A 20,992-nucleotide genomic window follows, 5' to 3' on the forward strand; every position below is an offset into this window, starting at 1 on the left:
AAGCCCGCTGCCAGTTTTCTTAACGTTCATTATCGGGCCCCGTTGTTGCGAGACTTAAGCACTGCAATGGACAGAAAGTTTTCCACAACACGGCTTTTATTCTGGTTATTCCAGGCTGCGGCTAAACCAATGGCTGGCACCGGTGGCCTGAGCTGTTTGAAACAGACACCGGCAAGCCTGAACTGCATCATCGACTGAGGTACGAGGGCAACGCCCAGAGCCGCTGCCACAACTGTCAGTATTGAAACTATATGCGGAGCCTTCTGACCTTCGATTGGGTCGAAGCCTGAACTGTGACAGGCCTGTAACGATGCCTCTCTAAGACTGGTACCAGTGTTCCGTGGGGTAAGAATAAAGGGTTCAGATCTCAACAAGTTCAGGTCAAGCTTACCTCTTTTGCCAGCAAGTGGATGATTATCCGACAGCGCCAGCACCAGTTTCTCCTCCAGCAAATGAGAAAGCGTAATGTTTTGCGGAATCTGTGTTGCTGGACGTAACAAAGCCACATCTAGTCTTTTAGCTTCAAGTTCGGCGATCAAATCTGAAGAGTTGGCTTCCGTCACGGTAAGGTTTACATCCGGAAAGCGATGCTTAAACGTGTTTATCGTGGCGGAGACAACAGGATTTACTCCCGCAGTCCCGGTAAATCCCAGATGAAGCCTGCCGGTTTCACCCAAGCCTGCACGCCGTGCGGATTTTATGGCCTCCTCTGCCAGTTTTTCCATGGGCTTTACGGCAGTATAAAATGCCTTACCTGCTTCGGACAGTTTAGCGCCCTGCCTGCCGCGTACAAAGAGGGAGACCTTCAGTTCTTTTTCAAGATCTCTGATTTGCATACTTAATGGTGGTTGACCAATACCTAACCGGGCAGCTGCGCGCGTAAAGTTTCTTTCTTCAGCCACCATAAGAAAATAGCGTATATGCCTGAGCTCCATACTATTTATATATCACAAGAATGACATTCATATATTGGACAGATATTAGCTGTTGCCGTAAGTTTTAGCGAATTTTTAAAAATGGAAACTTACATGGGTAAAAGTATCGTAACTTCTGAACGTTCTATTACTGTAAATCGACCAGGACGCAGAGAAGATATGCAATCAGTAGCCATAAAGCGTGGCACAAAAGAATATCTTCGTGCTGGCATCTCCCTCTTCTTGCTGGGGTTTGCGAGTTTTTCGCTAATCTACTGCGTTCAACCTTTATTGCCGGCATTTTCAGGTGCATTTTCCATATCTCCGGCCCAAAGCTCTCTGGCACTGTCTTTTACCAAAGGTCTCTTGGCTGTCTCCATATTACTTTCAGGCGCGTTCTCTCAGGCACTGGGCCGGAAAGGGCTGATGTTTACTTCAATGATGCTGGCCTCAGTGTGTAACATCGTAGCTGCGATTGTGCCGGAATGGCATCAGTTATTAATTGCGCGTGCAATTGAGGGGGTTGTGCTTGGCGGGGTCCCCGCTGTTGCTATGGCTTGGCTGGCTGAAGAAATTGAACCGACGCATCTTGGTAAAACCATGGGCTTATACGTCGGAGGTACAGCCTTCGGCGCCATGATGGGGCGTGTTGGTATGGGGTTGCTGACTGAGCTGACATCATGGCGCGGTGCGATGGAAATCCAGGGATTACTTTGCTTAGTCTCTGCGGTTGGGTTCTACGTGTTGCTACCCTTTTCAAAAAACTTTGTGAAAAATCCTGGTTTTAATGTCCGTTTTCATCTTAAAGCCTGGGGGCAACATTTAAGTAATCCGGGCCTGATTAGACTCTACGTTATCGGATTTTTTCTTACCAGCATATTTGTCACGTTGTTTAATTATGCGACCTTTCGCTTGTCAGAGGTTCCCTTTAACTTCAATCAAACTCAAATAAGCTCAGTTTTTTGTGCATTTGCTTTTGGCATCGTTTCATCCTCTGTTGCAGGAACTCTTGCAGATAAACTGGGCAAGAAGCCATTATTGATTGCTGGTTTTTTTCTGATGTTAGCAGGCTCCCTCTGCACACTTTCGTCTTCATTAGCGGGGATTGTTGCAGGCATAATTATGGTTACAACGGGTTTCTTTATTTCGCACTCGGTTGCGAGTGGTGCAGTGGGGCCACTTTCCGGAACTTTAAAAGGGCATGCATCGTCGCTGTATCTTCTTTTTTATTATATGGGATCGAGTGTGACAGGTTCGGCGGGCGGATGGTTCTGGCAACACGGCGGGTGGTCCGCGATTGTATATTTGACGGCGGTATTTTCAACGGCAGGAATGATTATATCCGCAAGTGTCAAAAAAAAATAATAATACTTTATTTATATATTATGCTCAAATAATTAATCATATTCTGGGTAGTGACATCGCCTGTACAGGAAAGAATATGACAAATGGGTGCTTCTGAAAAGCATACTCCCCGGGTGTTTAATCAGCCTGAGGGTGATAGGGAATCTGCTTTGACCTTCTGGTGCCACTCGCTGAGTGGTAGCCAGTTCTCAAGGGAGGTGACAGATAGGACCCTCCCTTTATTTATAGGTTTATTTCATGGTGCAGCACTCACCTCTGCAGGAAAGGCCTTTTTTACATGAGGCTGATCAAACCAATGCAAGTGCTTACCACGCCTAATAAGCAGATCAGGAGGTTGCCAGCGGCATGATAGATAAGTTGAGGTTGTGATTGAAGAGCGCAGCTGCATTCTTGCCAATGGTGATTCCTCACTTAAGGGTATTTCGACGTGCCTCTCTTAAAATATGGATACATCATCCAAAGATTAACCCTTCAGACCTGCTTGATGAGCTTAAAGGAGGCCATCTTGATGCCGTATATAAAGCCATGTATAACAACATCCAAATAAATTGATCTCTACCGGATGCCAGATGAGAAAATAAAAGTGATTGTACCCTCCGCGCATTCTTTAGCGCAACGCACCTCTGTTGAGTTAAAGTCATTAGGTGAAGAAGCATTTGTACTTTTGCCGGTAGCAGCAGGCCTCACATTGTGTTATGACATCCTATATTCCTGTCGCAGCGTAGGTTTTGAACACATACAGGGCTATGTACCTTGGCAAATTTCTTTTGTGGTGAATTTGGTGGCCGCGGAAATGGGTATCTCATAAATTCCCACGTCCGCAGCCTTTAACGTTTATTACCTTGATATCAACGCTGAGGCACCGGTTGTTTGCCTTAGCCCCACAACGAAGCAAAACGTGGCCTCTAAGGTGATACAAAACTCTTAACGTACTGTTGAATGAAAAAACTAAAATTTCTCATTTAGATGAATTTTTTTATAAATTAGTGAAGTTTAACAATGAGGTCAATAACCTCGGCTGCAAGCTTTGATTTTGTTGCCCTGGGAAAAGGATATTCATTGAATTGATCATCAATAGCTAGAAGCTCATTTTCGTCGTTATTAAAGCCAATGCTCTCGTCTGAAACGTCATTGGCAAGGATAAGGTTTATTTTTTTTCGTATTATTTTGCTTTTTGCGTTTTCTTTAATATCATGCGTCTCGGCTGCAAATCCAACTGTAAAATTGCTTTTTTTTGATTCAGATATTGTTTTGATAATGTCTGGGTTTTTTGATAAATATAATACTATATTACTATCGTCATCATATTTTTTTTTGATTTTAAAAGTGCTTGGCGATAACACTTTAAAATCAGCTACTGCCGCTGCACTTATAAAAATATCGCATGGCATATTGGCTTGGCAGGCTGCAAGCATGTCATCGGCACTTAATACGTCAATTCTTATAACTCCCTCAGGTGTTGGCAGTGAAACCGGTCCGGAAATCAATAAAACCCTACCCCCTGCTTTTTGCGCTGCCTCTGCCAGCGCATACCCCATTTTCCCCGAGCTATCATTAGTGATATACCTGACCGGATCGATTCTTTCCACAGTAGGTCCTGCAGTAATCACAATTTTTAAACCATTTAGTGAGTTCATTATTTTCCTCTTTAAGAACAACTGCCCAAGATCAGGTTTTAAACTGTTTATCAGTCTTTTTTACCATGATATAACATTGGAATTATAAACTTTCTTTTCTCGAATCATCGGGTGTGTGAATACAAGAAAAACTTATGCAGCACGAGTAGCCTTGCATTGCAGAGCCTCAGAGAAATTCACTCTACAGTATCAACAAGTTAGTCTAAAAATTAGTAATGGCTTTAGGATACCATAATCTGTTCTGTCATACACATTCAATTGTTGGAGAATGATAACTGTCTGTCCATCCGAACCCTGACCATTTTGAGCTTAGATTGGACTTACTTCATATTGAAAATAATTATGAACCCTTATCTTTTACTTTTATTATAAACAACGATCAATTATTAATTGAGTATAATTTTGAGTCAGGGTAAAAGGCGATCTATGAATTTTATCCGGATAGATAAATATTTAACGGCTCAACGTGAGATGTTTAATTAGTGCTGATGCTCCGGTATTTAATGCATTACCATTTTTCCAGGCAATCCATAGCTGCCGAAAAGACCAATTGTCTTGCAATTTAATGATGCGTAACGCCTTCTCCTTAGCGATTTTTATCACCGCAGAGCGTGGCAGAACAGAAATTCCTAAGCCTGCTTCAATAAGGCTTAATGCGGCATCGAATGAAGCCGCATGGAAAGGGATATTCAAGCTTTTACCTTGAGAAATCGCAGCATCTTTAATTATATTAAGAATTGCACTTCCATTATTCAGTCCGACAAAACAGTGATCAACAATCTGAGAGAACTGACATTCATTACCTAAATCAGGCATGAACGACGGTGGCGCCACAATAACTAACTGATCGATATGGTAGGTTTTTTTTTCCAGTCCGCGTGCATCAATATTGCCAGAAAAAATACCCACATCAATTTCGCCATGATTAAGGGCTTTAATAATCTCCACGCTTAACCGCTCCTCCAGAAGTATGTTCACATCTGGATGAAGACTCTGGAACGCAAAAAGATCTTTAGGCAGAAATTGGATTATTGAAGATGTGTTTGCCCAGATGCGGATATTTTCTTTAATACCAATAACATAGGTGTTAATTTGCTGAGTCAGAACATCTACGCTGGCAACTACGGATTTTGCTTGTATCAAAATCGATTCGCCGGCAGCTGTAAGTTGCAATCCCTGTGGACGCCGCTCGAACAGACGCTGACCAATCAGCTTTTCCAGCTCATTAATTCGTTTACTCACGGCAGAAAGCGTCATAAAGACATGTTCAGATGTCTGAGTGAGGCTACGCGTATATGCGGCCAGTACAAAAATTCTCAGTGTGATAAGATCCAGGCTACTGACATTGACCAAGCTTGACGCTCCTGACAAAAATTCATGAAATAAGGATAAAACGATAAATAATGCAACCATTATGATTTGAATATTGCAAAAGCTGACCCTGCATAAATAGCGCTCAGCTTGCCCGCTGTTATCTGTATCCAATCAAATGTAACCACGACGTGGCGGCAAAATCCCGTTCAGATAGTAATTGCCAATGGCTGCATACTTCCAGCGAACCGGATCATGCAAAGTATGCGTACGGGCATTCCGCCAGTGACGATCAAGATTATATTGGACAAGTGCTGCCTGTGCACCTGCATGTTCTATAAGCTTGGTACTGGCATTCAAACACAATTCTGTTGAAAGCGTTTTCACTTCCGCAACGGCAATTGACGCTTCGGCCAGAGCCTGAGGTGCAGGGTGCTGTTTGATGTCATTAACCTTTTCTGCCGCATTCATGATCATTGTCTCTACTGCATGTAACTCCGTCATAAGCGCACCATAATCTGCCAGCAATAACGTGTCTTTGGCGGCGCTGTCGACATCACTGTCGATCCAGGGACGTGAACGCGTGAGCACAAAGTGACGACAATCTTTCAAGGCAGCACGCGCAATACCTATCTGGATAGCGGCATGGTAGATCTGAGAATAGGGCCCTAGTCTCGTGGGCGAATCGAAGAGCGACTGAAAAGGAAGGATATTTGTGCTGACCACCGGCACATTGTACAGCGTCGCGCTTCCGCTGGCAGTGGTGCGTTGCCCCATGGCGGTCCAGTCGTCATGCAGTGTTAATCCGGGGCTATCTTTAGGCACATAAGCCATATGCTGAAAGCCCTCGTCATCTTTGACGAAGATGGCCAGCCAATCACACAGTAAAGCTCCGGTACAATACGCCTTAGCGCCATTGATGCGATATCCCGCAGCCGTATGCGTTAACAGCGTATTTCGGTGTGCGGCAGATGCGGTTTTACCTTGAGTTTCAGCCACCGCATTACCAAACCGCTCTCCTCTTAGCACTTTAGCGAAAAACGTCTGCTGCTGCTGCTGATTACCTAATAGCCTAAAACATTCAACTGAATAGAAATGCGTCTGCGGAATTTGTGCGATAGAGGGGTCTGCTTCACTGAGCGTCATTACAATCTCTACCAGCGTGCGTGTGCTGACATCTGCACCACCAAATGCTTTAGGTACCGTGATGCCCAGGATTCCACTCTGAGAAAGGATGTTAAGTTCACTGGCCGGCAGCGTGCGTGTCACATCGCGTTCAGATGATGAGGCGGCAATCTGCCCGACCACCTCTTGGATCACTGCCAACGCATCCTGCTCAGAACGAATAACATAGGCAGGTAGCATCTGAGATGGCATCTTATTACGTGAAAGGTCAATCATCTCTGGCTCCAGTTAGATAAAAGAGTGGCGCTGCGGGTATTCATTATTCAGCCAATAATTGCCAACGATTTTGTATTTCCAGCGAATAGGATCGTGCAGCGTATGGGTTCGTGCATTACGCCAGTGCCTGTCAAAGCCCAGATGGCCTAAAGCAGAGCTAGTGCCAGCCAGTTCAAACAATTTTTGTGACGCATCCAATGCGATTTGCGTGGTCAAAATTCGTGCTTCGGCCACAGCAACGGATATGTCGGCCGCCATTTTTGACGTGGCGCGTTGGGTGGTGAGCGCATCCAGCTTTTCTGCTGCCCGGCTTAATAAAGCACGTGCAGCTTTATATCTGACAGAAAGCAGTCCGATAGCAGAAACGATGTAGGGATCTTCACCCGCAGTTTCTTTGCCACTGTCTATCCATGGACGGGAGCGTGATTTAATGAAAGATTGCGTATCTTTGAGGGCAGCTTCTGCAATGCCTGCATCAATAGCAGCATGTAAAATCTGGACAAAGGCGCCCTGCAATGACAGCTGATCATCATAGAGCGTATGTGCTGGAAGGATTTGCGACGCCTCAAGGACAACCTGATCAAAGGAGACACTACCACTCCCGGTAATGCGTTGGCCAAAACCAGTCCAGTCATTGTGCAACGTAACTCCTTCACTATGGGTTTGCACAAATACCCGGGCCAGATGCCCCTCTTCGTCCAGAGCCAAAACCTGTAGCCAGTCCGAAAACTGCGCACCGGTACAATAGTATTTTGTGCCATTCAGCAGATAAGAATCCCCCTTCGCCTGGAGGGTCGTTTTTATATCCCGCGCATGTCGGGTATCACGCTCAGAGGTCGCACTGCCAAAACGCTCACCCGCCATTACACGCTCGAAATAGCGTCGTTTTTGCGGCTCTGCCCCCAACGTCTTGAGCGTATTAATCGCACCAAAATGGGTGACAGGAATCTGACCAATAGAGGGATCGGCAATAGAAATCAGACGAACAATATCGACCAGCGTCGAAACCGCGATATCCGCACCGCCGTATTCAGCTGGCAATGTACAGCCCAATAAGCCAGATTTAGCAAATAGGGACATTTCTACGTCAGGTGGAATGCGTTGCTCATCACGTTGGCGAGCTTCCAGGGCGTACTGTTCCGACAGCGCAGTTGCCACGGCCACGGCATGTTTATCATCTCTGATTACATTGCGGTTAGCCGTTTGGGAATGAGATTGACGATGGGGTAACATGTTTATGCCATCCTTATGCTTGTTTTCTGTAAATATTCAGCGCAGAAAAGGACTGTCTGACAGGCATAATCTCTATGGCATTAACGTTAATATGCTCGGGAAGCGTGGCGATCCAGTAGACCGATTCTGCAATGTCCTCAGCACTCAGTGCCTTAACATTTTCATAGCGTTTTTTAGCTTCTTGCTCATCACCTTTTAAACGTATGGTGGTAAATTCAGTGCCGCCAATTAAACCGGGTTCAACATTGGTCACTCGGACATCGGTGCCAATTAAGTCAGCACGCAAATTCTGGCTGAACTGTTTAACAAAAGCTTTTGAGGCACCATAGACATTGCCGCCTGGGTAAGGATATTTTCCGGCTACTGAACCAATGTTGATGATATGTCCACGGTTACGTTCGACCATACCCGGCAAAAACGTGTGCGTGAGCAGACTCAACCCGGTGATATTGGTATCAATCATACTGACCCAGTCTTCAGCGTTGGCCTGCTGCGCTTTTTCAATGCCTAATGCCAGACCAGCATTGTTGACCAATACACTGATCGATGAGAATGCTTCAGGAATCGCATTGAGAATATCAGGATAAGATGATCGATCAGCAACATCATGCTGAATGGGGTAGAAACGCTCACCTAATTCAGCGCGAATTTCATCTAAACGCGCTTGGCGGCGACCTGTGCCAATAACATTATGTCCTGCGGCGATGAAACGTCGTGCTATTGCCAATCCAATTCCTGCCGTCACACCTGTCACTAATATAGTCATCATATCCTCCTGTTTGTTTCCCGCATTTTGGTGGAACCCAAACTTCAAACCACTGGAGAGATAATCAAGCCGCCTTTCCCTTTCAGAAAGTGCTGAGCGAAAAAAGAAAACTTTCTGAAAAAAATGCTTTTTTATTATCTTTTATATAAAACGAAGAGGAAAAGTTATTAAAAACGCCATCTTACTGCATTTTTCGCATTAGCTTATGCTGAATACATCATATGCATTAGTAAATGCTTAAAAATACTTTAGCCACATCGTACAACCCCAATAACGTGTCGGGAGTTCATTACATCGCAGGAATTACAAAATGACTTTTTTGACTAAAAAAAAACAAGCTTTAGCTCTTTTGGTTATGAGTTTCGGCGCTATGGCCGGTTTAGCTCATGCTGCTAAACCAGAAAATGCATTAGTCGTTGCAAAAAATCTTGAGGACGTTATCACTCTTGATCCTGCCGAAGCCTATGAAAACACCACAGGTGAAATCATTAATAACAGCTATTCTCGTTTAGTTCATCGCGACAAAACGGATGCCACTAAAATCGTTGGTGATGTGGCACAAAGCTGGGCGGTTTCCGATGATGGTAAAACTTACACCTTTACACTTAATCCGAATGAGGAATTCCCCTCAGGACGTAAAATTAGTGCTGACGATGTGGTTTACTCTTTACAGCGTGTCATTCTGTTAAACAAAACACCCGCTTTCCTGCTGCGTAATTTTGGGTGGAATAAAGATAATATCCAGAAGAATGTCGAAGCGGTTGACGGAAAAGTGGTATTACACATCCAGGATGCGATAGCTCAACAACTGGTGCTGCAGATTCTGGCTACATCCGTCACGTCCATCGTTGATGAAAAACTGTTAGAACAACATACCAAAGATAATGATTTTGGTAACGGTTGGCTGCGCACGGCCTGGGCCGGCAGTGGTCCTTTCAGTATTCAAACCTGGCAACCCAAACAGGCTATCGTACTGGAAAAAAATAATCATTATTATGGCGATAAAGCTAAAATTGAGCGTGTTATTTTCCGCCATGTACCTGACAGCAGTACCCAGGCTCTCTTATTAAAGAAAGGGGATGTTGATTTAGCCTACAATCTCCAGCCCGATCAGTTAAGTGATTTAACGAAAGATAAGAACTTTACTACCGTTGACACACTTAAACTGACCCAAATTTATATGCCTCTGAATCAGAAAGTGGATGCATTAAAAAATGAGAAAGTCCGTGAGGCATTGAAGTGGCTCATTGACTATCAGGGAATTGAAAAAAATCTGCTGAAAGGCCAATGGGTCGTCCATCAGTCCTTTTATGGTATTGGGCAACGTGGCGTCATCACAGAGAACCCGTATCATTTAGACGTCAGCAAAGCGAAAGCCCTGCTTGATGAAGCGGGCTATAAAAATGGCTTTGCACTCAAAATGGACGTGGAAAATGCCTCGCCTTATCCGGATATAGCGCAGTCGATTCAGTCCACGTTTGCCCAGGCAGGCATTAAATTGCAGCTAGTCACCTCTGATCGCCGTCAGGTCGTCACTGAATACCGTGAACGTAAACATCAAACTATTCTGTGGCATGCGTCAGTGGATTATAACGACCCTAATGCCTCCGCGGCAGATTACGCCTATAACATCGACAACAGTGAGGCCTCGACCAATCGTAACCGCGCCTGGCGCAGCAGTTGGATTAACCCCGATATTAACAAGTTGACTGACACTGCCCTGCACGAAAAGGACGAAACAAAACGTATTGCGGATTATCAACAACTGCAGCGTGAAATGTGGAAAGTGTCACCGTATATCTTCCTCTTCCAGCAAAAAGAGCGGTTAGCGACTAATACCCATGTACATAACCTGATCACTGGCCCTAATTACGATGCCACGATTTACAACTACGTGGTTAAACGCTAAGTGAGACGAGTAAGCTGATGCCTGTAATTAAACGACTTGGCAACAATGTGGCAATCTTCCTGAGCACAGTAGTCGGACTGCTGTGCTTCACCTTCCTGATCGGAAAACTATTACCCATCGACCCGGTATTAGCGATTGTGGGTGAGCATGCCAGCGCCGATGTTTACGCTCAGGAGAAAGCAAAACTGGGGTTAAATGATCCCATTCCGACACAATTTTTCCACTACCTGGAAAAAGTGGTGCATGGCGATCTGGGCACGTCCATCACTACCGGTAAACCGGTCTTGCACGACGTTCTGCTCGCGGTTCCTGCTACGGTTGAGCTCGGCACAACGGCCATGCTGATTGGCCTTGTGTTAGGTATACCTTCCGGCATTGTGGCCGCAGTCTACCGTAATAAAATCCCGGATCGGTTGATCCGGGTATTAAGCATTTTCTCGCACGCGGTGCCAGGATTCTGGCTGGGTCTCATCTTCCTGCTCATTTTTTACGTAGAGCTGGGATGGGCACCCGGTCCGGGTCGCATAGATATTGCCTATCAATACAGCATTCCTTTGAAAACAGGTTTTCTGCTCTATGACACCCTGAGTGAAGGCGATATCTCCGCCTTTAAAGATGCTGTTGCGCACCTCATTTTGCCTTCACTGGTATTGGGGCTGGCAAGTGCTGCCTATCTTTGCCGTCTGACGCGGGGTTACATGATTGAGGCCCTCACCTCGGAATATATCACTACCGCTCGCATGAAGGGTATGCCAGAGCACGTGGTTATTCTGCGTCATTGTCTGCCCAATATTGCCGTGCCTTTAGTGACGTCGACTGCACTGTGCTACGTACACCTGATCGAAGGAGCCGTCTTAACGGAAACCATTTTTACCTGGCCAGGCCTGGGCCTCTATATCACACAATCCATTTTCAGCGCCGACCTCCCTGCCGTCATGGGAGCGGTGACCTTTATTGGCATCTTTTATTTAGTCGTGAACAAACTGGTAGATGCGCTCTATCCACTCCTCGACGCCAGGATAGCTAAAAAATGACCTATGAATCTGACATTGATCGTACTGAGCCTGTGGCCATAAGCGATCCCGCTCTGCCAAGGCTGATTAGCGTTCGCCAGCGAGTGAAAAACGCGTACAAGATTTTGACGAGCAATAGCCTGTTACTCTCCGGTACGTTGATTTTACTGGTGACCGTTTTAGCCGTGGCCTGTGCAGGCTGGATCAGTCATGCCAATCCGATACTGCAATCCTTGAGCCACCGCGTTGAACCGCCTTCCGCTGAACACTGGTTCGGAACAGACCAGCTCGGACGCGACATGCTTAGCCGGGTGTTATACGGCGGACGCGCCACGCTGATCATCGTTTTGTTTTCCGCACTGGCGATTGCGCCGGTGGGATTATTGGTTGGGATACTGGCGGGTTATTACGGCGGCGTGATTGATACCCTGTTTATGCGCATTACGGACATTTTTTTTGCGTTCCCACGACTGGTGTTAGCGTTGGCACTGTCCGCGGTGTTAGGAGCAGGCCTGTTTAATGCCGTGTTTGCGATCGTCATTAGTGCCTGGCCGCCCTATGCTCGCCAGGCGCGTGCCGAGGTGTTAACCATCATGGAAATGGACTTCATCAAAGCCGCACGTCTCTCTGGCGCTTCTGACATGCGTATTATTGTGCATTACATTCTGCCACTCTGCGCCTCTTCTGCTTTTATTCGCCTGGCACTCGATCTGTCGGGAATCATTATTATTGCTGCCGGTCTGGGGTTTCTTGGATTGGGGATTCAACCGCCCACACCTGAATGGGGCGCGATGATTTCGGAAGGCCGTCAATACATTTCTACCGCGTGGTGGATATCGCTGTTTCCCGGTCTTTCGATCCTGTTGATGAGCGCTGCATTCACTCTTTTAGGCGATGGCCTGCGCGATACCTTCGACCCGAAAAAGGAGCTGTCACAACATGACCAGCCCACTGCTTGAACTGGAAAAACTGTCGATTGCTTATCAGAATCGACGCGTAGTCAATGAGGTCAGCCTGACACTTAACTACCAGCAAAAGATCGCTATTGTTGGGGAATCAGGATCGGGGAAAACGCAGCTCGCTCGTGCGATTGCAGGTATTTTGCCTGATCAGGCACAGGTCACCTCACAGAAGTTCCTGTTTGCCGATCAGAATGTGACGGCCTTAAGCCGCCGTGCGCGTCAGGCGATGCGCGGAAGACAGATTGCGATGATTATGCAGGATCCGCACTATTCACTGAATCCGGTCATGCAGATAGGCGAACAGATCGCGGAGGTTTATCGTTATCATTTTGGTACTCCACGTCAACTCGCCAGGCAGAAAGCCCTGGAATCACTGGAAAAACTGCATATTAAAGACCCGGAGAAAATTTTTAAATCCTGGCCGCATCATATCTCCGGGGGGATGGGGCAACGTGTAATGATTGCGATGATGATGGCTGCATCACCCAAGCTGTTAATTGCCGATGAGCCCACTTCATCCTTGGATGGCTCAACCGCTTTGCGCGTGATTGAGGAGCTCGACCAGCAATTTAAACAGCATGATATGGGCATGATTTTTATTACTCACGATCTCGATCTTGCTACCCAGTTCTGTGAACAAATCATTGTGATGTACCGCGGCAACATCGTGGAAACGCTGGCGGCAAAACGCGTAGATGAAGCTCAGCACCCTTACACGCAAGGACTCCTGAAATGCATTCCCCGAGCAGGCCAGATGCCGGATCGATTGCCGACCTTAAGAGAAGGAACCTTTGCATGACGAGTCATAACGTGCTGTCGATTGAAAATGTCTCATTGCGCTATGGCGACAAAACAATTTTGCAGGATATTAATTTTGCCCTTCCTCAGGGAAAAAGCCTGGGCATCAGTGGTGAATCGGGTTCTGGTAAATCAACACTGCTGAAAATTGTCATGGGGCTGCTCACACCTGACAGTGGCACCATCGAGATTGAGGGTACGGCGCGTAAGCCAGGGCAAAAACTCAGTGCGTTTTCACAGCATGTTCAGATGGTGTTTCAGGATCCCTTTGGCGCACTGCATCCACGGCACACTATTCGAAAAATTCTGGCTGAACCTTTGGTGATCAATGACATCAAGCATGATGACGCAGATATCATCTCGACCCTGCAGGAAGTCGGTCTGAATCACAGTTTTTTGCACCGTTATCCGCATCAGCTTTCTGGGGGCCAGAGACAACGTGTCTCAATTGCTCGCGCGTTAATTTTAAAACCCAAACTGGTTGTTCTTGATGAGCCGACTTCCGCGTTAGATGTTTCAGTACAAGCTGAAATACTCAATCTGCTGAAAGATATTAAACAAAGCCATCATATTAGCTATCTGCTGGTGAGCCATAATCCAGCCGTAATCGAGTTTTTGTGTGATGAAGAAATGCACTTAAATAAAGGCCACTTTAGCCGCGTGAATTAGATAAAATCCCCGGAGTTTCCTCCGGGGATTTTATCTATTGTTTAATCGCTTCATCGTACAGCGTTGAGTCGCTAGGACCGGTAATCAGATTTTTGACTTTCGTATTAATTGCCAGGCGCTCTTTCTGTTGGAATAAATGTATGAACGGAGCAACCTTCCACATCTCGCGTTGTAACTGCTGATATTCCGCAATACGTTTGGCTTTATCGCGTTCATGTAAGGCCTTATCCGTAAGCTGGTTGATATTGTTATTAATCCAGTTGCTACGCCAGGCACGATTACGATTAGTGGAGTTGGCGCTGTCATCAACGTTATAGGCAAAATCTGATGCGGATACGTTAGGATCGTTATAGGAGCCCGATGCATGCCACAAAATAGTCTGATGTTTACGTTCACGGTATTCGGTAACGATCTGACGGCGGTCTGAAGTGACCAGCTTAAGCCGTATTCCCGCTTGTGCAAACGTGGACTGAATCGATTGCGCGATATCTGGATAAGGAGCTGCATTCTCAACGTCCATACGCAAATCAAAGCCATTTTTATACCCGGCTTCGTCCAGCAATTTTCTCGCCCGAGCAACATCCAGATGGAAAGGATTTTCAGTCAGGGCGCCCGGTTGGCCAATACTGATGAAAGACTGATGCTCGACCCATTGCCCCTGAAGTAGATTTTTCTCAATGCCCTGATAATCAATGAGCCATTTTAATGCCTCGCGCACTTTTACATTTTGCAAAGGTACATCTGTCTGGTTCAAAGGCATATAAATTTGGGTGAACCGCAACGTGTCAACGGTAGTGAAATGCTTATTTTGCAGCAATTTTGTTAACTGGTCGGGCTGCAGATTATTCGCCACGTCAACATCACCTTTTTCCAGCAGCAGCGCCTGCGTGCTGCTGTCGGCGACGTGTCGGAATATAATGCGCGCCAGATAGGCTTTATCACCAAAATAGGTGGGATTGCGTTTAAGCACAATAGCTTGTTTAGGTTGCCAGGTTTGAATACTAAAGGGGCCACTGCCCGCCCATGCGGTGCGCAACCAGCCATTGCCATAGTCATTGTTCTTGGTATGTTCCTCCAGCAATTTTGCATCCAAAACCGATCCCGGTGCCGAAGCAAGAATTTGTAATACCAGATCGGAAGCAATACTGTCTGCGATATGCACGACCACATTATTCCCGTCAGAATAGACGTTCTGCAGGATGTTTTTACTGTCCCAACCAAAGGTTTTCAACAGGAAGGAAGGTGTTTTATTGAGTAAAATCACGCGGCGCAGCGAATATACGGCATCATCTGCAGTAATGGCGCGGCCAGAAGGAAAATGCTCATTAGGCCGAATAGTGAACGTAAAGGTTTTCCCATCATCGGAGACTTTCCAGGTGGACGCAACGTCACCTTCAATGGTGGCAGGATTTTTCGGATCGCGTCGTACCAGACGTGAATAAGCATTATTAAGAATTTCGCTGGTGCTATTTTCATAGGCCTCAGCAGGGTCAAGGGTGATGACGTCTTCTATATTTTTCGCTACCACTAATGTATCCGGAGGTGTGGCACTCTGCACCCATGACGAGAAGAGTGAAGCCGTGATTCCCGCTAAAAGTAATGCCAGCGGTTTTCGTTTTAATATTTTATTAGTCATGATCCTTCCTGTGAGTTTTATAATGCATAGCCCGCACAGGCTAAAAACGGCGCGCAACAGAGATAAACGACTTTTTTGCATAAGCATTATCATTAGCTGATTTACAGAAAAGCTTTGTCAGAAAATGAATATGCGAACGGAGAATACTGCTAAAATCAGGGGGGCGATGCTTTTTTTGACGGTAATTTCCCTTTTTATCCTGCTCATTATAACCCGAACGTCCTTATTTCCTTCACAGAAACCCGCATTGACATTGCATCAACTGGAAGCCATTTCATTCACCTTCAGAAAGGGATAATTTATTTTTGACAAACTCAATGTTGCTAATAATGACTCACCCTTTCTGAATTATTCGCCTTGTTGAATATCAGGGATATTAAGAGCGTTTGATAGCAGACCACAACTATCTGGAGTGTAACATGTGTGCATTATCTCTTTCGGCGCGTTCAAATCCTCCGACCGATAAAGAACTTCTGGATGTATTTCGCCCCGTATTTAAACGCATCGCAGAAAATGCCATACAACGTGAAATAGATGGACGTCGTCCTCTTGAAGAAGTGAAATGGCTTCGTGAATCCGGTTTTACCGCCGTACGCGTGCCTCGTGAATACGGTGGATTGGGTGCCAGCTTACGTCAGCTTCATTTGCTATTAATCGAGCTGGCCGCCGCTGATTCTAACCTGTCTCACGCACTACGCGTACAGTTCCGCTTTATTGAAGGGCATCTAAAACAGCGTGATACCCCATGGAGCAGTGGCTGGTTGAAGAAAATTGCCTCTGGCGTCGTGATTGCAGCGGGAAGTGCTGAGCGTACCGGTCAGCATGGTAAACCCTCCACGCGTGTCACGGAGTTAGACGGTAAGTTCTATGTGAACGGCGGAAAATATTACTCTACCGGTTCCATTTATGCAGACTACCTCTCCGTTACCGCCACTACCGATCAGGATGAAGTTGTTACCGTGCTGGTGCCTGTTAATGCACCGGGCGTAGAAGTCATCGATGACTGGGTGGGATTTGGTCAAAAGTCCAGCGGCAGCGGTACCGCGATCTTTACGAATACCCTGGTCGATAAAGAAAATATTATGCCCCCCGCTCGCGGTACAGGAGGTCACTATGCGCATGTGCAGTTATCTCACCTCGCGACGACTGCGGGCATTGTGCGTCGTGCAACGGATGAAATCAGTGAATTTGTGGCCACACGCCACCGCACTTATAACCAGGCAAGCGCACAGGTCCCTGCCGATGACCCCCTCGTGCAGTCTGTCATCGGCCGTGCCGATGCCGCCGCATATTCTCTTAAGGCGCTGGTGCTCCAGGTTGCCGGTCAACTTGATGAGCTGGCAGACGCCCGCTATGCGCAACATCTTGGTGACACGTCACTGACGCAGCAGGAGATTGATCAACTGGAAAGAGATGCGGGTCTTGATACCTATCGCGCACAAACGGTGGTGTTTGATGTTGCCCTACGCGTCACGAATGAGATCTTCGAGGTGGGCGGTGCTTCTGCCATCGATCAACGCCGCCATCTGGATCGCCACTGGCGCAATGTTCGTACGCTTGCCTCACACAATCCTTTGATTTATCGCCATCGCCAGCTGGGCGAGTATCGCCTGAAAGGCACATCACCCTTTGATAAAAAAGATAAGAGCAAAAATCTGGCCAGTGAAGACGCGGGGCTCGGGGTTTAGCGCCCCCTGCTGAGGAAACACAGTGATGAGTACACGTCAGCTCCATCTCAATTTATTTATTTTTGATACCGGTCATCATGAAGCCGCATGGCGGATGCCGGAGTCCGAGCCCCATGTCAATGTCAATGTGAAGGCCTATCAGCACCTGGCAAAACTGGCCGAAGAGGCCAAATTTGATTCGCTGTTTTTGGCCGACAGCCCGGCAATGATGGGAGAACCAGGACGACGCCCAACGGCACGTCTTGACCCCACGATCCTTTTGTCTGCTATCGCTGCCAGTACGGACAAGATTGGACTGATTGCCACGGCTTCCACCACCTATAACGCGCCCTATGAACTGGCACGCCGCCTGAGTTCACTGGATCATATCTCTGCCGGCCGCGCAGGGTGGAATATTGTGACCACCTCAATTAAAGAGGCGGCGCGCAGTTTTGGTCTCCCGTTCCACCCGGGGCATGCGGAGCGCTACGATCGTGCAGATGAATTTGTGCAGGTTGTGACGCAACTCTGGCAATCCTGGCAGCCGGATGCAGTCATTGCAGATAAAGCAGCGGGTATCCATGCCATTGCCAGCAAAATCAAAGAAGTTAAGCATCACGGCGAACATTTTTCCGTTGAAGGCCCGCTGAATATCTCCCGTAGTCCACAGCTTTACCCGGTGCTGGTGCAGGCGGGTTCCAGCGAAGGAGGGAAAGCTTTTGCCGCGAAGTGGGCGGAAGCGGTCTTTACGGCCCAGACGACGTATGAAGAGGCACAAGTCTTTTACACGGAGCTGAAAACAAGGGCAGCCAACAATGGCCGAAATCCGGATCATCTGATCATTATGCCGGGTGTCGTGCCGGTTATTGCCGACACGCTTGCCGAAGCGCGCGAACTTGAAGCCGAGCTAAACGCGTTAATTATTCCTGAATACGCGTTGAACAAGCTTGCGAGTGTGCTGCAGATCCCGGTGGACGATCTGCATCTGGACCGCCATATTCCTGACAATCTGCCGCCAGAGGCGCTGGTTGAAGGCGCACGCAGCCGCAGAACGCTGGTTGTCGAACTGGCCCGACGTGAAAATCTGACCGTACGGCAGCTGATTAAACGTCTGGGAGGCGGCCGGGGTCACTGGACGCTAGTTGGGACGCCGACACAAGCCGCTGATGCCTTACAACACTACTTTGAGCAAGGTGCTGCCGACGGTTTCAATATCATGCCGGCACTGTTGCCATCCGGTCTGACGACCTTTGTGAAGCAGGTGGTACCCATTCTGCAGGAACGCGGTTTATTCCGCCGTGAATACAGTGGCAACACATTACGTGAACATTATGGGCTGCCCCTTCCGGCAGAACATCGTTAACTCATCTCTCTGAGGTCTGTATGTCAAATAATCTCCGCCTCGGCGTTGAACTGCCGGGAGAGGACCTGCTTCGTGCCATTGTGGAAGGCAACCACCTCGTTACGCGTTATTTAAAGCAGATCAACCCTGCCTATCTGTATATCGGTGGTGAGCGTAGTACCACGCTGAAGGGCGTATCGCCTAACCCGGGCATTGTTGCTGGCTGGCTCTCACGCAAGTTAACGCAGACAGGGTTCGTCATGGCCGCGTCATTTCAACGCGATCATCCTTTTAATATTGCGCGCCGCGTTGCGTCCTTTGACCACATTAGCCAAGGGCGCACAGGCGTGGCGATTAGCGCACAGGATCCGGCGCAGGCGCTGGGATTCAATGCACAATCATCGTGGACAACTGCCCCGCTGGATGCCCATGCGGTTGCCGATGGCATGTTAGCCATACGCAAACTCTGGCGCACCTGGCCACGTGAAACCTTGTCCGCTGATCCCGCGACCTCTGCGCAGGCGGTGGTGCGTTATGCCCACCATCAAGGGGTTTTCCCGACCTCTGGTCCCCTCAACAGCCCGACCACGCTACAGGGAGAGCCGTTACTATTCTGGCGTGTACCCACGTCGCCCTACCGGGAAGAACAACGACAGTGTGTGGCAGAGGCCGACGCGGTGATCGTGGATTTCTCCGATCTTGAAACCTTCACTCACTGGGCTACCCCACAGCTTGACGCAGCACGTCAGAACGGTGAACCGATTCAGTTACATGTTCGCCTCCCGTTAAACGCGCTGAAGCAGGACAACCTAAATCTTCTGGACCAGCATCCGGATGTCACTGCCCTGGTCATCTACGCCATCAGCGATGCACTGCCGGATTTGGTTGATCATATGCTGACCATCCCACGTCTCAGAGCCTTGACCCGCTATAGTGCATCGGCAAGTTCACTGCGTGAGGTGCTCGGCATTACGCGACATGCTGAACCTAATCTACAGGACAACGCCCCCGCATTTTCCGCTAAAAACCCGGAGCCAGCATGAAAAACAGCACCGCACGTAAACTGATAATTAACGTTAACGTTCTGGACTTCGGTCATTCGGGCTCGGCACGTGCTTATTCTGGACTTCCCGCCGACACGGTGATGTCGGCAGATTATTATGCGGAACTCGGACGTATCGCAGAGCGGGGTACCTTAGACGCTTTCTTTCTGGCGGATCACCCCTCTCTGACTAACGACCCACGCAGCAGCCGTGGAGCAAGAGCACTGGAGCCCACCGCGATTCTTACCACGGTCGCAGAAGCGACAACGCATCTCGGTTTGGTGGGTACGCTCTCTACCACTTATAACGATCCGGTTGAACTGGCAGATCGTTTTCTGACCCTCGATCATATCAGCGGAGGGCGCGCGGCATGGAATGCTGTCACAACCTACAGTGCGGCCACCGGGCCTAACTTTGGTGTTGAGGTGAATCCCGATCGTGAAACGCGCTATCGCCGGGCAGAAGCCTTTGTGGATGTGGTGGCACAACTGTGGCGTGCTGCTTACTACGGGCATGATGTCAATATTAACAATCAAGACTTTCAGGTGCATGGCCGGCTTGCTTTGCCTGGCTCCGCGCAGGGCTACCCGCTGTTCATTCAGGCAGGAGGTTCGGATCAGGGACGGTCACTAGCGGGTAGAACCGCCAATGGGGTATTCGCTGCGGAGATGGTGCTTTCCGCCGCGCAGGAACATTATCAGTACGTGAAAAATGTGGCAGTCGCGCACGGCAGAAAACCAGAAGATATTGCGATTCTACCCGGTCTGGTCACGGTGATTGGCAGTACCCAGGCTGAAGCCGAAGCGCGCGAACTGGCTCAAAAGTCTAAAGAGCCCGGTGATTATGAAATTCGTCGCCTGAGTGAAAAACTGGGCTTTGATTTATCCCTAGTTGATCCCGATGATCCTTTGCCTCAGGAAGCCATTTCGGACTACCCTGACCCACAACTGTTTAAAGGTTCGATGGGCTTCCGTGAAGCCTCTGTGCGTTTATTGCGTGAACGCCCTTACACCGTGCGGGAAGCGGTATCCGCCCTGGCGGGTAGCGGTCACAAGCGTATTATAGGCACTCCGGAAGCCATTGCTGACTTTATGGAAGAGTGGTTCTTATCGGGTGGTGCGGATGGCTTTAATCTGATGCCAGATATTCTACCGAGTGGCCTGGAAGATTTTGTCAGCGAAGTTGTGCCGCTCTTAAGAAAAAAAGGTATTTTCCGCCAGGAGTATGAAGCCAAAACATTACGAAAACGTTGGAACATGCAAGTGCAATAAAAAAATCCAGTAAATGAAAAAGTCTAAGAAAGAGTGCCCGATGAAGCGGGCGCTT

The 20,992-nt window shown here is 47.9% G+C and carries 18 protein-coding genes; 11 read left to right on the forward strand and 7 right to left on the reverse strand.

All coding sequences use genetic code 11. The features are described from left to right. Positions 1–29: 29 nt before the first annotated feature. On the reverse strand, positions 30–935 hold the full coding sequence (locus tag K5Y32_RS21640; RefSeq protein WP_255602781.1) for a LysR family transcriptional regulator: 906 nt from the start codon (positions 933–935) through the stop codon (positions 30–32). A gap of 93 nt (positions 936–1,028) precedes the next feature. On the opposite strand from K5Y32_RS21640, the gene K5Y32_RS21645 reads away from it, so the two are divergent. After that, positions 1,029–2,279, forward strand: coding sequence for an MFS transporter (locus K5Y32_RS21645; protein ID WP_222185749.1), 1,251 nt, complete (start codon positions 1,029–1,031; stop codon positions 2,277–2,279). 562 nt (positions 2,280–2,841) lie between these two features. Further along, the gene (locus tag K5Y32_RS21650; RefSeq protein WP_222185750.1) at positions 2,842–3,087 is read left to right on the forward strand and encodes a LysR substrate-binding domain-containing protein; all 246 of its coding nucleotides are present in this window, start codon (positions 2,842–2,844) and stop codon (positions 3,085–3,087) included. A gap of 175 nt (positions 3,088–3,262) precedes the next feature. On the opposite strand, the gene K5Y32_RS21655 is transcribed toward K5Y32_RS21650, so the two are convergent. The 5 genes from K5Y32_RS21655 to K5Y32_RS21675 form a co-directional block, all read right to left on the reverse strand. Continuing rightward, complete coding sequence (locus tag K5Y32_RS21655; protein ID WP_222185751.1) at positions 3,263–3,916, reverse strand: phosphopantothenoylcysteine decarboxylase; 654 nt, start codon at positions 3,914–3,916, stop codon at positions 3,263–3,265. 453 nt (positions 3,917–4,369) lie between these two features. Beyond that, positions 4,370–5,401 carry a LysR family transcriptional regulator gene (locus K5Y32_RS21660; protein WP_222185752.1) on the reverse strand — a complete coding sequence of 344 codons (1,032 nt, stop codon included), beginning with the start codon at positions 5,399–5,401 and terminating at the stop codon, positions 4,370–4,372. Next, positions 5,402–6,628, reverse strand: coding sequence for an SfnB family sulfur acquisition oxidoreductase (locus K5Y32_RS21665; RefSeq protein WP_222185753.1), 1,227 nt, complete (start codon positions 6,626–6,628; stop codon positions 5,402–5,404). A gap of 12 nt (positions 6,629–6,640) precedes the next feature. Further along, a complete protein-coding gene (locus tag K5Y32_RS21670; protein WP_222185754.1) occupies positions 6,641–7,861 on the reverse strand; it encodes an SfnB family sulfur acquisition oxidoreductase in 1,221 nt (406 codons plus the stop codon). A 13-nt stretch (positions 7,862–7,874) separates the two neighbouring features. Continuing rightward, a complete protein-coding gene (locus K5Y32_RS21675) occupies positions 7,875–8,627 on the reverse strand; it encodes an SDR family NAD(P)-dependent oxidoreductase (RefSeq protein WP_222185934.1) in 753 nt (250 codons plus the stop codon). A 310-nt stretch (positions 8,628–8,937) separates the two neighbouring features. Here K5Y32_RS21675 and K5Y32_RS21680 point away from each other — a divergent pair, with 310 nt between their 5' ends. Genes K5Y32_RS21680 through K5Y32_RS21700 form a run of 5 tightly spaced genes read left to right on the forward strand, consistent with a single transcriptional unit; the run spans position 8,938 to position 13,978 of the window. Further along, the gene (locus tag K5Y32_RS21680) at positions 8,938–10,536 is read left to right on the forward strand and encodes an ABC transporter substrate-binding protein (protein WP_222185755.1); all 1,599 of its coding nucleotides are present in this window, start codon (positions 8,938–8,940) and stop codon (positions 10,534–10,536) included. 17 nt (positions 10,537–10,553) lie between these two features. Further along, complete coding sequence (locus K5Y32_RS21685; RefSeq protein ID WP_222185756.1) at positions 10,554–11,570, forward strand: ABC transporter permease; 1,017 nt, start codon at positions 10,554–10,556, stop codon at positions 11,568–11,570. Beyond that, on the forward strand, positions 11,567–12,508 hold the full coding sequence (locus K5Y32_RS21690) for an ABC transporter permease (RefSeq protein ID WP_222185757.1): 942 nt from the start codon (positions 11,567–11,569) through the stop codon (positions 12,506–12,508). Before K5Y32_RS21685 ends, K5Y32_RS21690 begins: the two co-directional genes overlap by 4 nt. Continuing rightward, positions 12,489–13,310, forward strand: coding sequence for an ABC transporter ATP-binding protein (locus K5Y32_RS21695; protein ID WP_222185758.1), 822 nt, complete (start codon positions 12,489–12,491; stop codon positions 13,308–13,310). Before K5Y32_RS21690 ends, K5Y32_RS21695 begins: the two co-directional genes overlap by 20 nt. Beyond that, positions 13,307–13,978, forward strand: coding sequence for an ABC transporter ATP-binding protein (locus K5Y32_RS21700; RefSeq protein WP_222185759.1), 672 nt, complete (start codon positions 13,307–13,309; stop codon positions 13,976–13,978). Before K5Y32_RS21695 ends, K5Y32_RS21700 begins: the two co-directional genes overlap by 4 nt. A gap of 34 nt (positions 13,979–14,012) precedes the next feature. Here K5Y32_RS21700 and K5Y32_RS21705 read toward each other — a convergent pair whose 3' ends face one another. Continuing rightward, a complete protein-coding gene (locus tag K5Y32_RS21705; protein WP_222185760.1) occupies positions 14,013–15,614 on the reverse strand; it encodes an ABC transporter substrate-binding protein in 1,602 nt (533 codons plus the stop codon). A gap of 419 nt (positions 15,615–16,033) precedes the next feature. On the opposite strand from K5Y32_RS21705, the gene K5Y32_RS21710 reads away from it, so the two are divergent. Genes K5Y32_RS21710 through K5Y32_RS21725 form a run of 4 tightly spaced genes read left to right on the forward strand, consistent with a single transcriptional unit; the run spans position 16,034 to position 20,937 of the window. Continuing rightward, positions 16,034–17,302: an acyl-CoA dehydrogenase family protein gene (locus K5Y32_RS21710; protein WP_222185761.1), complete on the forward strand. Its 1,269-nt coding sequence runs from the start codon at positions 16,034–16,036 to the stop codon at positions 17,300–17,302. Between the two features lie 25 nt (positions 17,303–17,327). Further along, positions 17,328–18,644: an LLM class flavin-dependent oxidoreductase gene (locus tag K5Y32_RS21715; RefSeq protein WP_222185762.1), complete on the forward strand. Its 1,317-nt coding sequence runs from the start codon at positions 17,328–17,330 to the stop codon at positions 18,642–18,644. Positions 18,645–18,664: 20 nt separating this feature from the next. Further along, a complete protein-coding gene (locus K5Y32_RS21720) occupies positions 18,665–19,666 on the forward strand; it encodes a hypothetical protein (RefSeq protein WP_222185763.1) in 1,002 nt (333 codons plus the stop codon). Continuing rightward, positions 19,663–20,937 carry an LLM class flavin-dependent oxidoreductase gene (locus tag K5Y32_RS21725; protein ID WP_222185764.1) on the forward strand — a complete coding sequence of 425 codons (1,275 nt, stop codon included), beginning with the start codon at positions 19,663–19,665 and terminating at the stop codon, positions 20,935–20,937. The genes K5Y32_RS21720 and K5Y32_RS21725 overlap by 4 nt, the downstream gene beginning before the upstream one ends. Positions 20,938–20,992 lie beyond the last annotated feature (55 nt).

Source organism: Pantoea sp. DY-15 (genome assembly GCF_019795935.1).
Classification (GTDB): Bacteria; Pseudomonadota; Gammaproteobacteria; order Enterobacterales; family Enterobacteriaceae; genus Pantoea; species Pantoea leporis.

Coding starts and splice junctions, on each gene's coding strand:
- K5Y32_RS21675 (WP_222185934.1), bottom strand. CDS start 8,627: ATGACTATATTAGTGACAGGTGTGACGGCAGGAATTGGATTGGCAATA.
- K5Y32_RS21705 (WP_222185760.1), bottom strand. CDS start 15,614: ATGACTAATAAAATATTAAAACGAAAACCGCTGGCATTACTTTTAGCG.
- K5Y32_RS21710 (WP_222185761.1), top strand. CDS start 16,034: ATGTGTGCATTATCTCTTTCGGCGCGTTCAAATCCTCCGACCGATAAA.
- K5Y32_RS21700 (WP_222185759.1), top strand. CDS start 13,307: ATGACGAGTCATAACGTGCTGTCGATTGAAAATGTCTCATTGCGCTAT.
- K5Y32_RS21695 (WP_222185758.1), top strand. CDS start 12,489: ATGACCAGCCCACTGCTTGAACTGGAAAAACTGTCGATTGCTTATCAG.
- K5Y32_RS21650 (WP_222185750.1), top strand. CDS start 2,842: ATGCCAGATGAGAAAATAAAAGTGATTGTACCCTCCGCGCATTCTTTA.
- K5Y32_RS21715 (WP_222185762.1), top strand. CDS start 17,328: ATGAGTACACGTCAGCTCCATCTCAATTTATTTATTTTTGATACCGGT.
- K5Y32_RS21685 (WP_222185756.1), top strand. CDS start 10,554: ATGCCTGTAATTAAACGACTTGGCAACAATGTGGCAATCTTCCTGAGC.
- K5Y32_RS21665 (WP_222185753.1), bottom strand. CDS start 6,628: ATGATTGACCTTTCACGTAATAAGATGCCATCTCAGATGCTACCTGCC.
- K5Y32_RS21670 (WP_222185754.1), bottom strand. CDS start 7,861: ATGTTACCCCATCGTCAATCTCATTCCCAAACGGCTAACCGCAATGTA.
- K5Y32_RS21720 (WP_222185763.1), top strand. CDS start 18,665: ATGTCAAATAATCTCCGCCTCGGCGTTGAACTGCCGGGAGAGGACCTG.
- K5Y32_RS21640 (WP_255602781.1), bottom strand. CDS start 935: ATGGAGCTCAGGCATATACGCTATTTTCTTATGGTGGCTGAAGAAAGA.
- K5Y32_RS21725 (WP_222185764.1), top strand. CDS start 19,663: ATGAAAAACAGCACCGCACGTAAACTGATAATTAACGTTAACGTTCTG.
- K5Y32_RS21645 (WP_222185749.1), top strand. CDS start 1,029: ATGGGTAAAAGTATCGTAACTTCTGAACGTTCTATTACTGTAAATCGA.
- K5Y32_RS21655 (WP_222185751.1), bottom strand. CDS start 3,916: ATGAACTCACTAAATGGTTTAAAAATTGTGATTACTGCAGGACCTACT.
- K5Y32_RS21680 (WP_222185755.1), top strand. CDS start 8,938: ATGACTTTTTTGACTAAAAAAAAACAAGCTTTAGCTCTTTTGGTTATG.
- K5Y32_RS21690 (WP_222185757.1), top strand. CDS start 11,567: ATGACCTATGAATCTGACATTGATCGTACTGAGCCTGTGGCCATAAGC.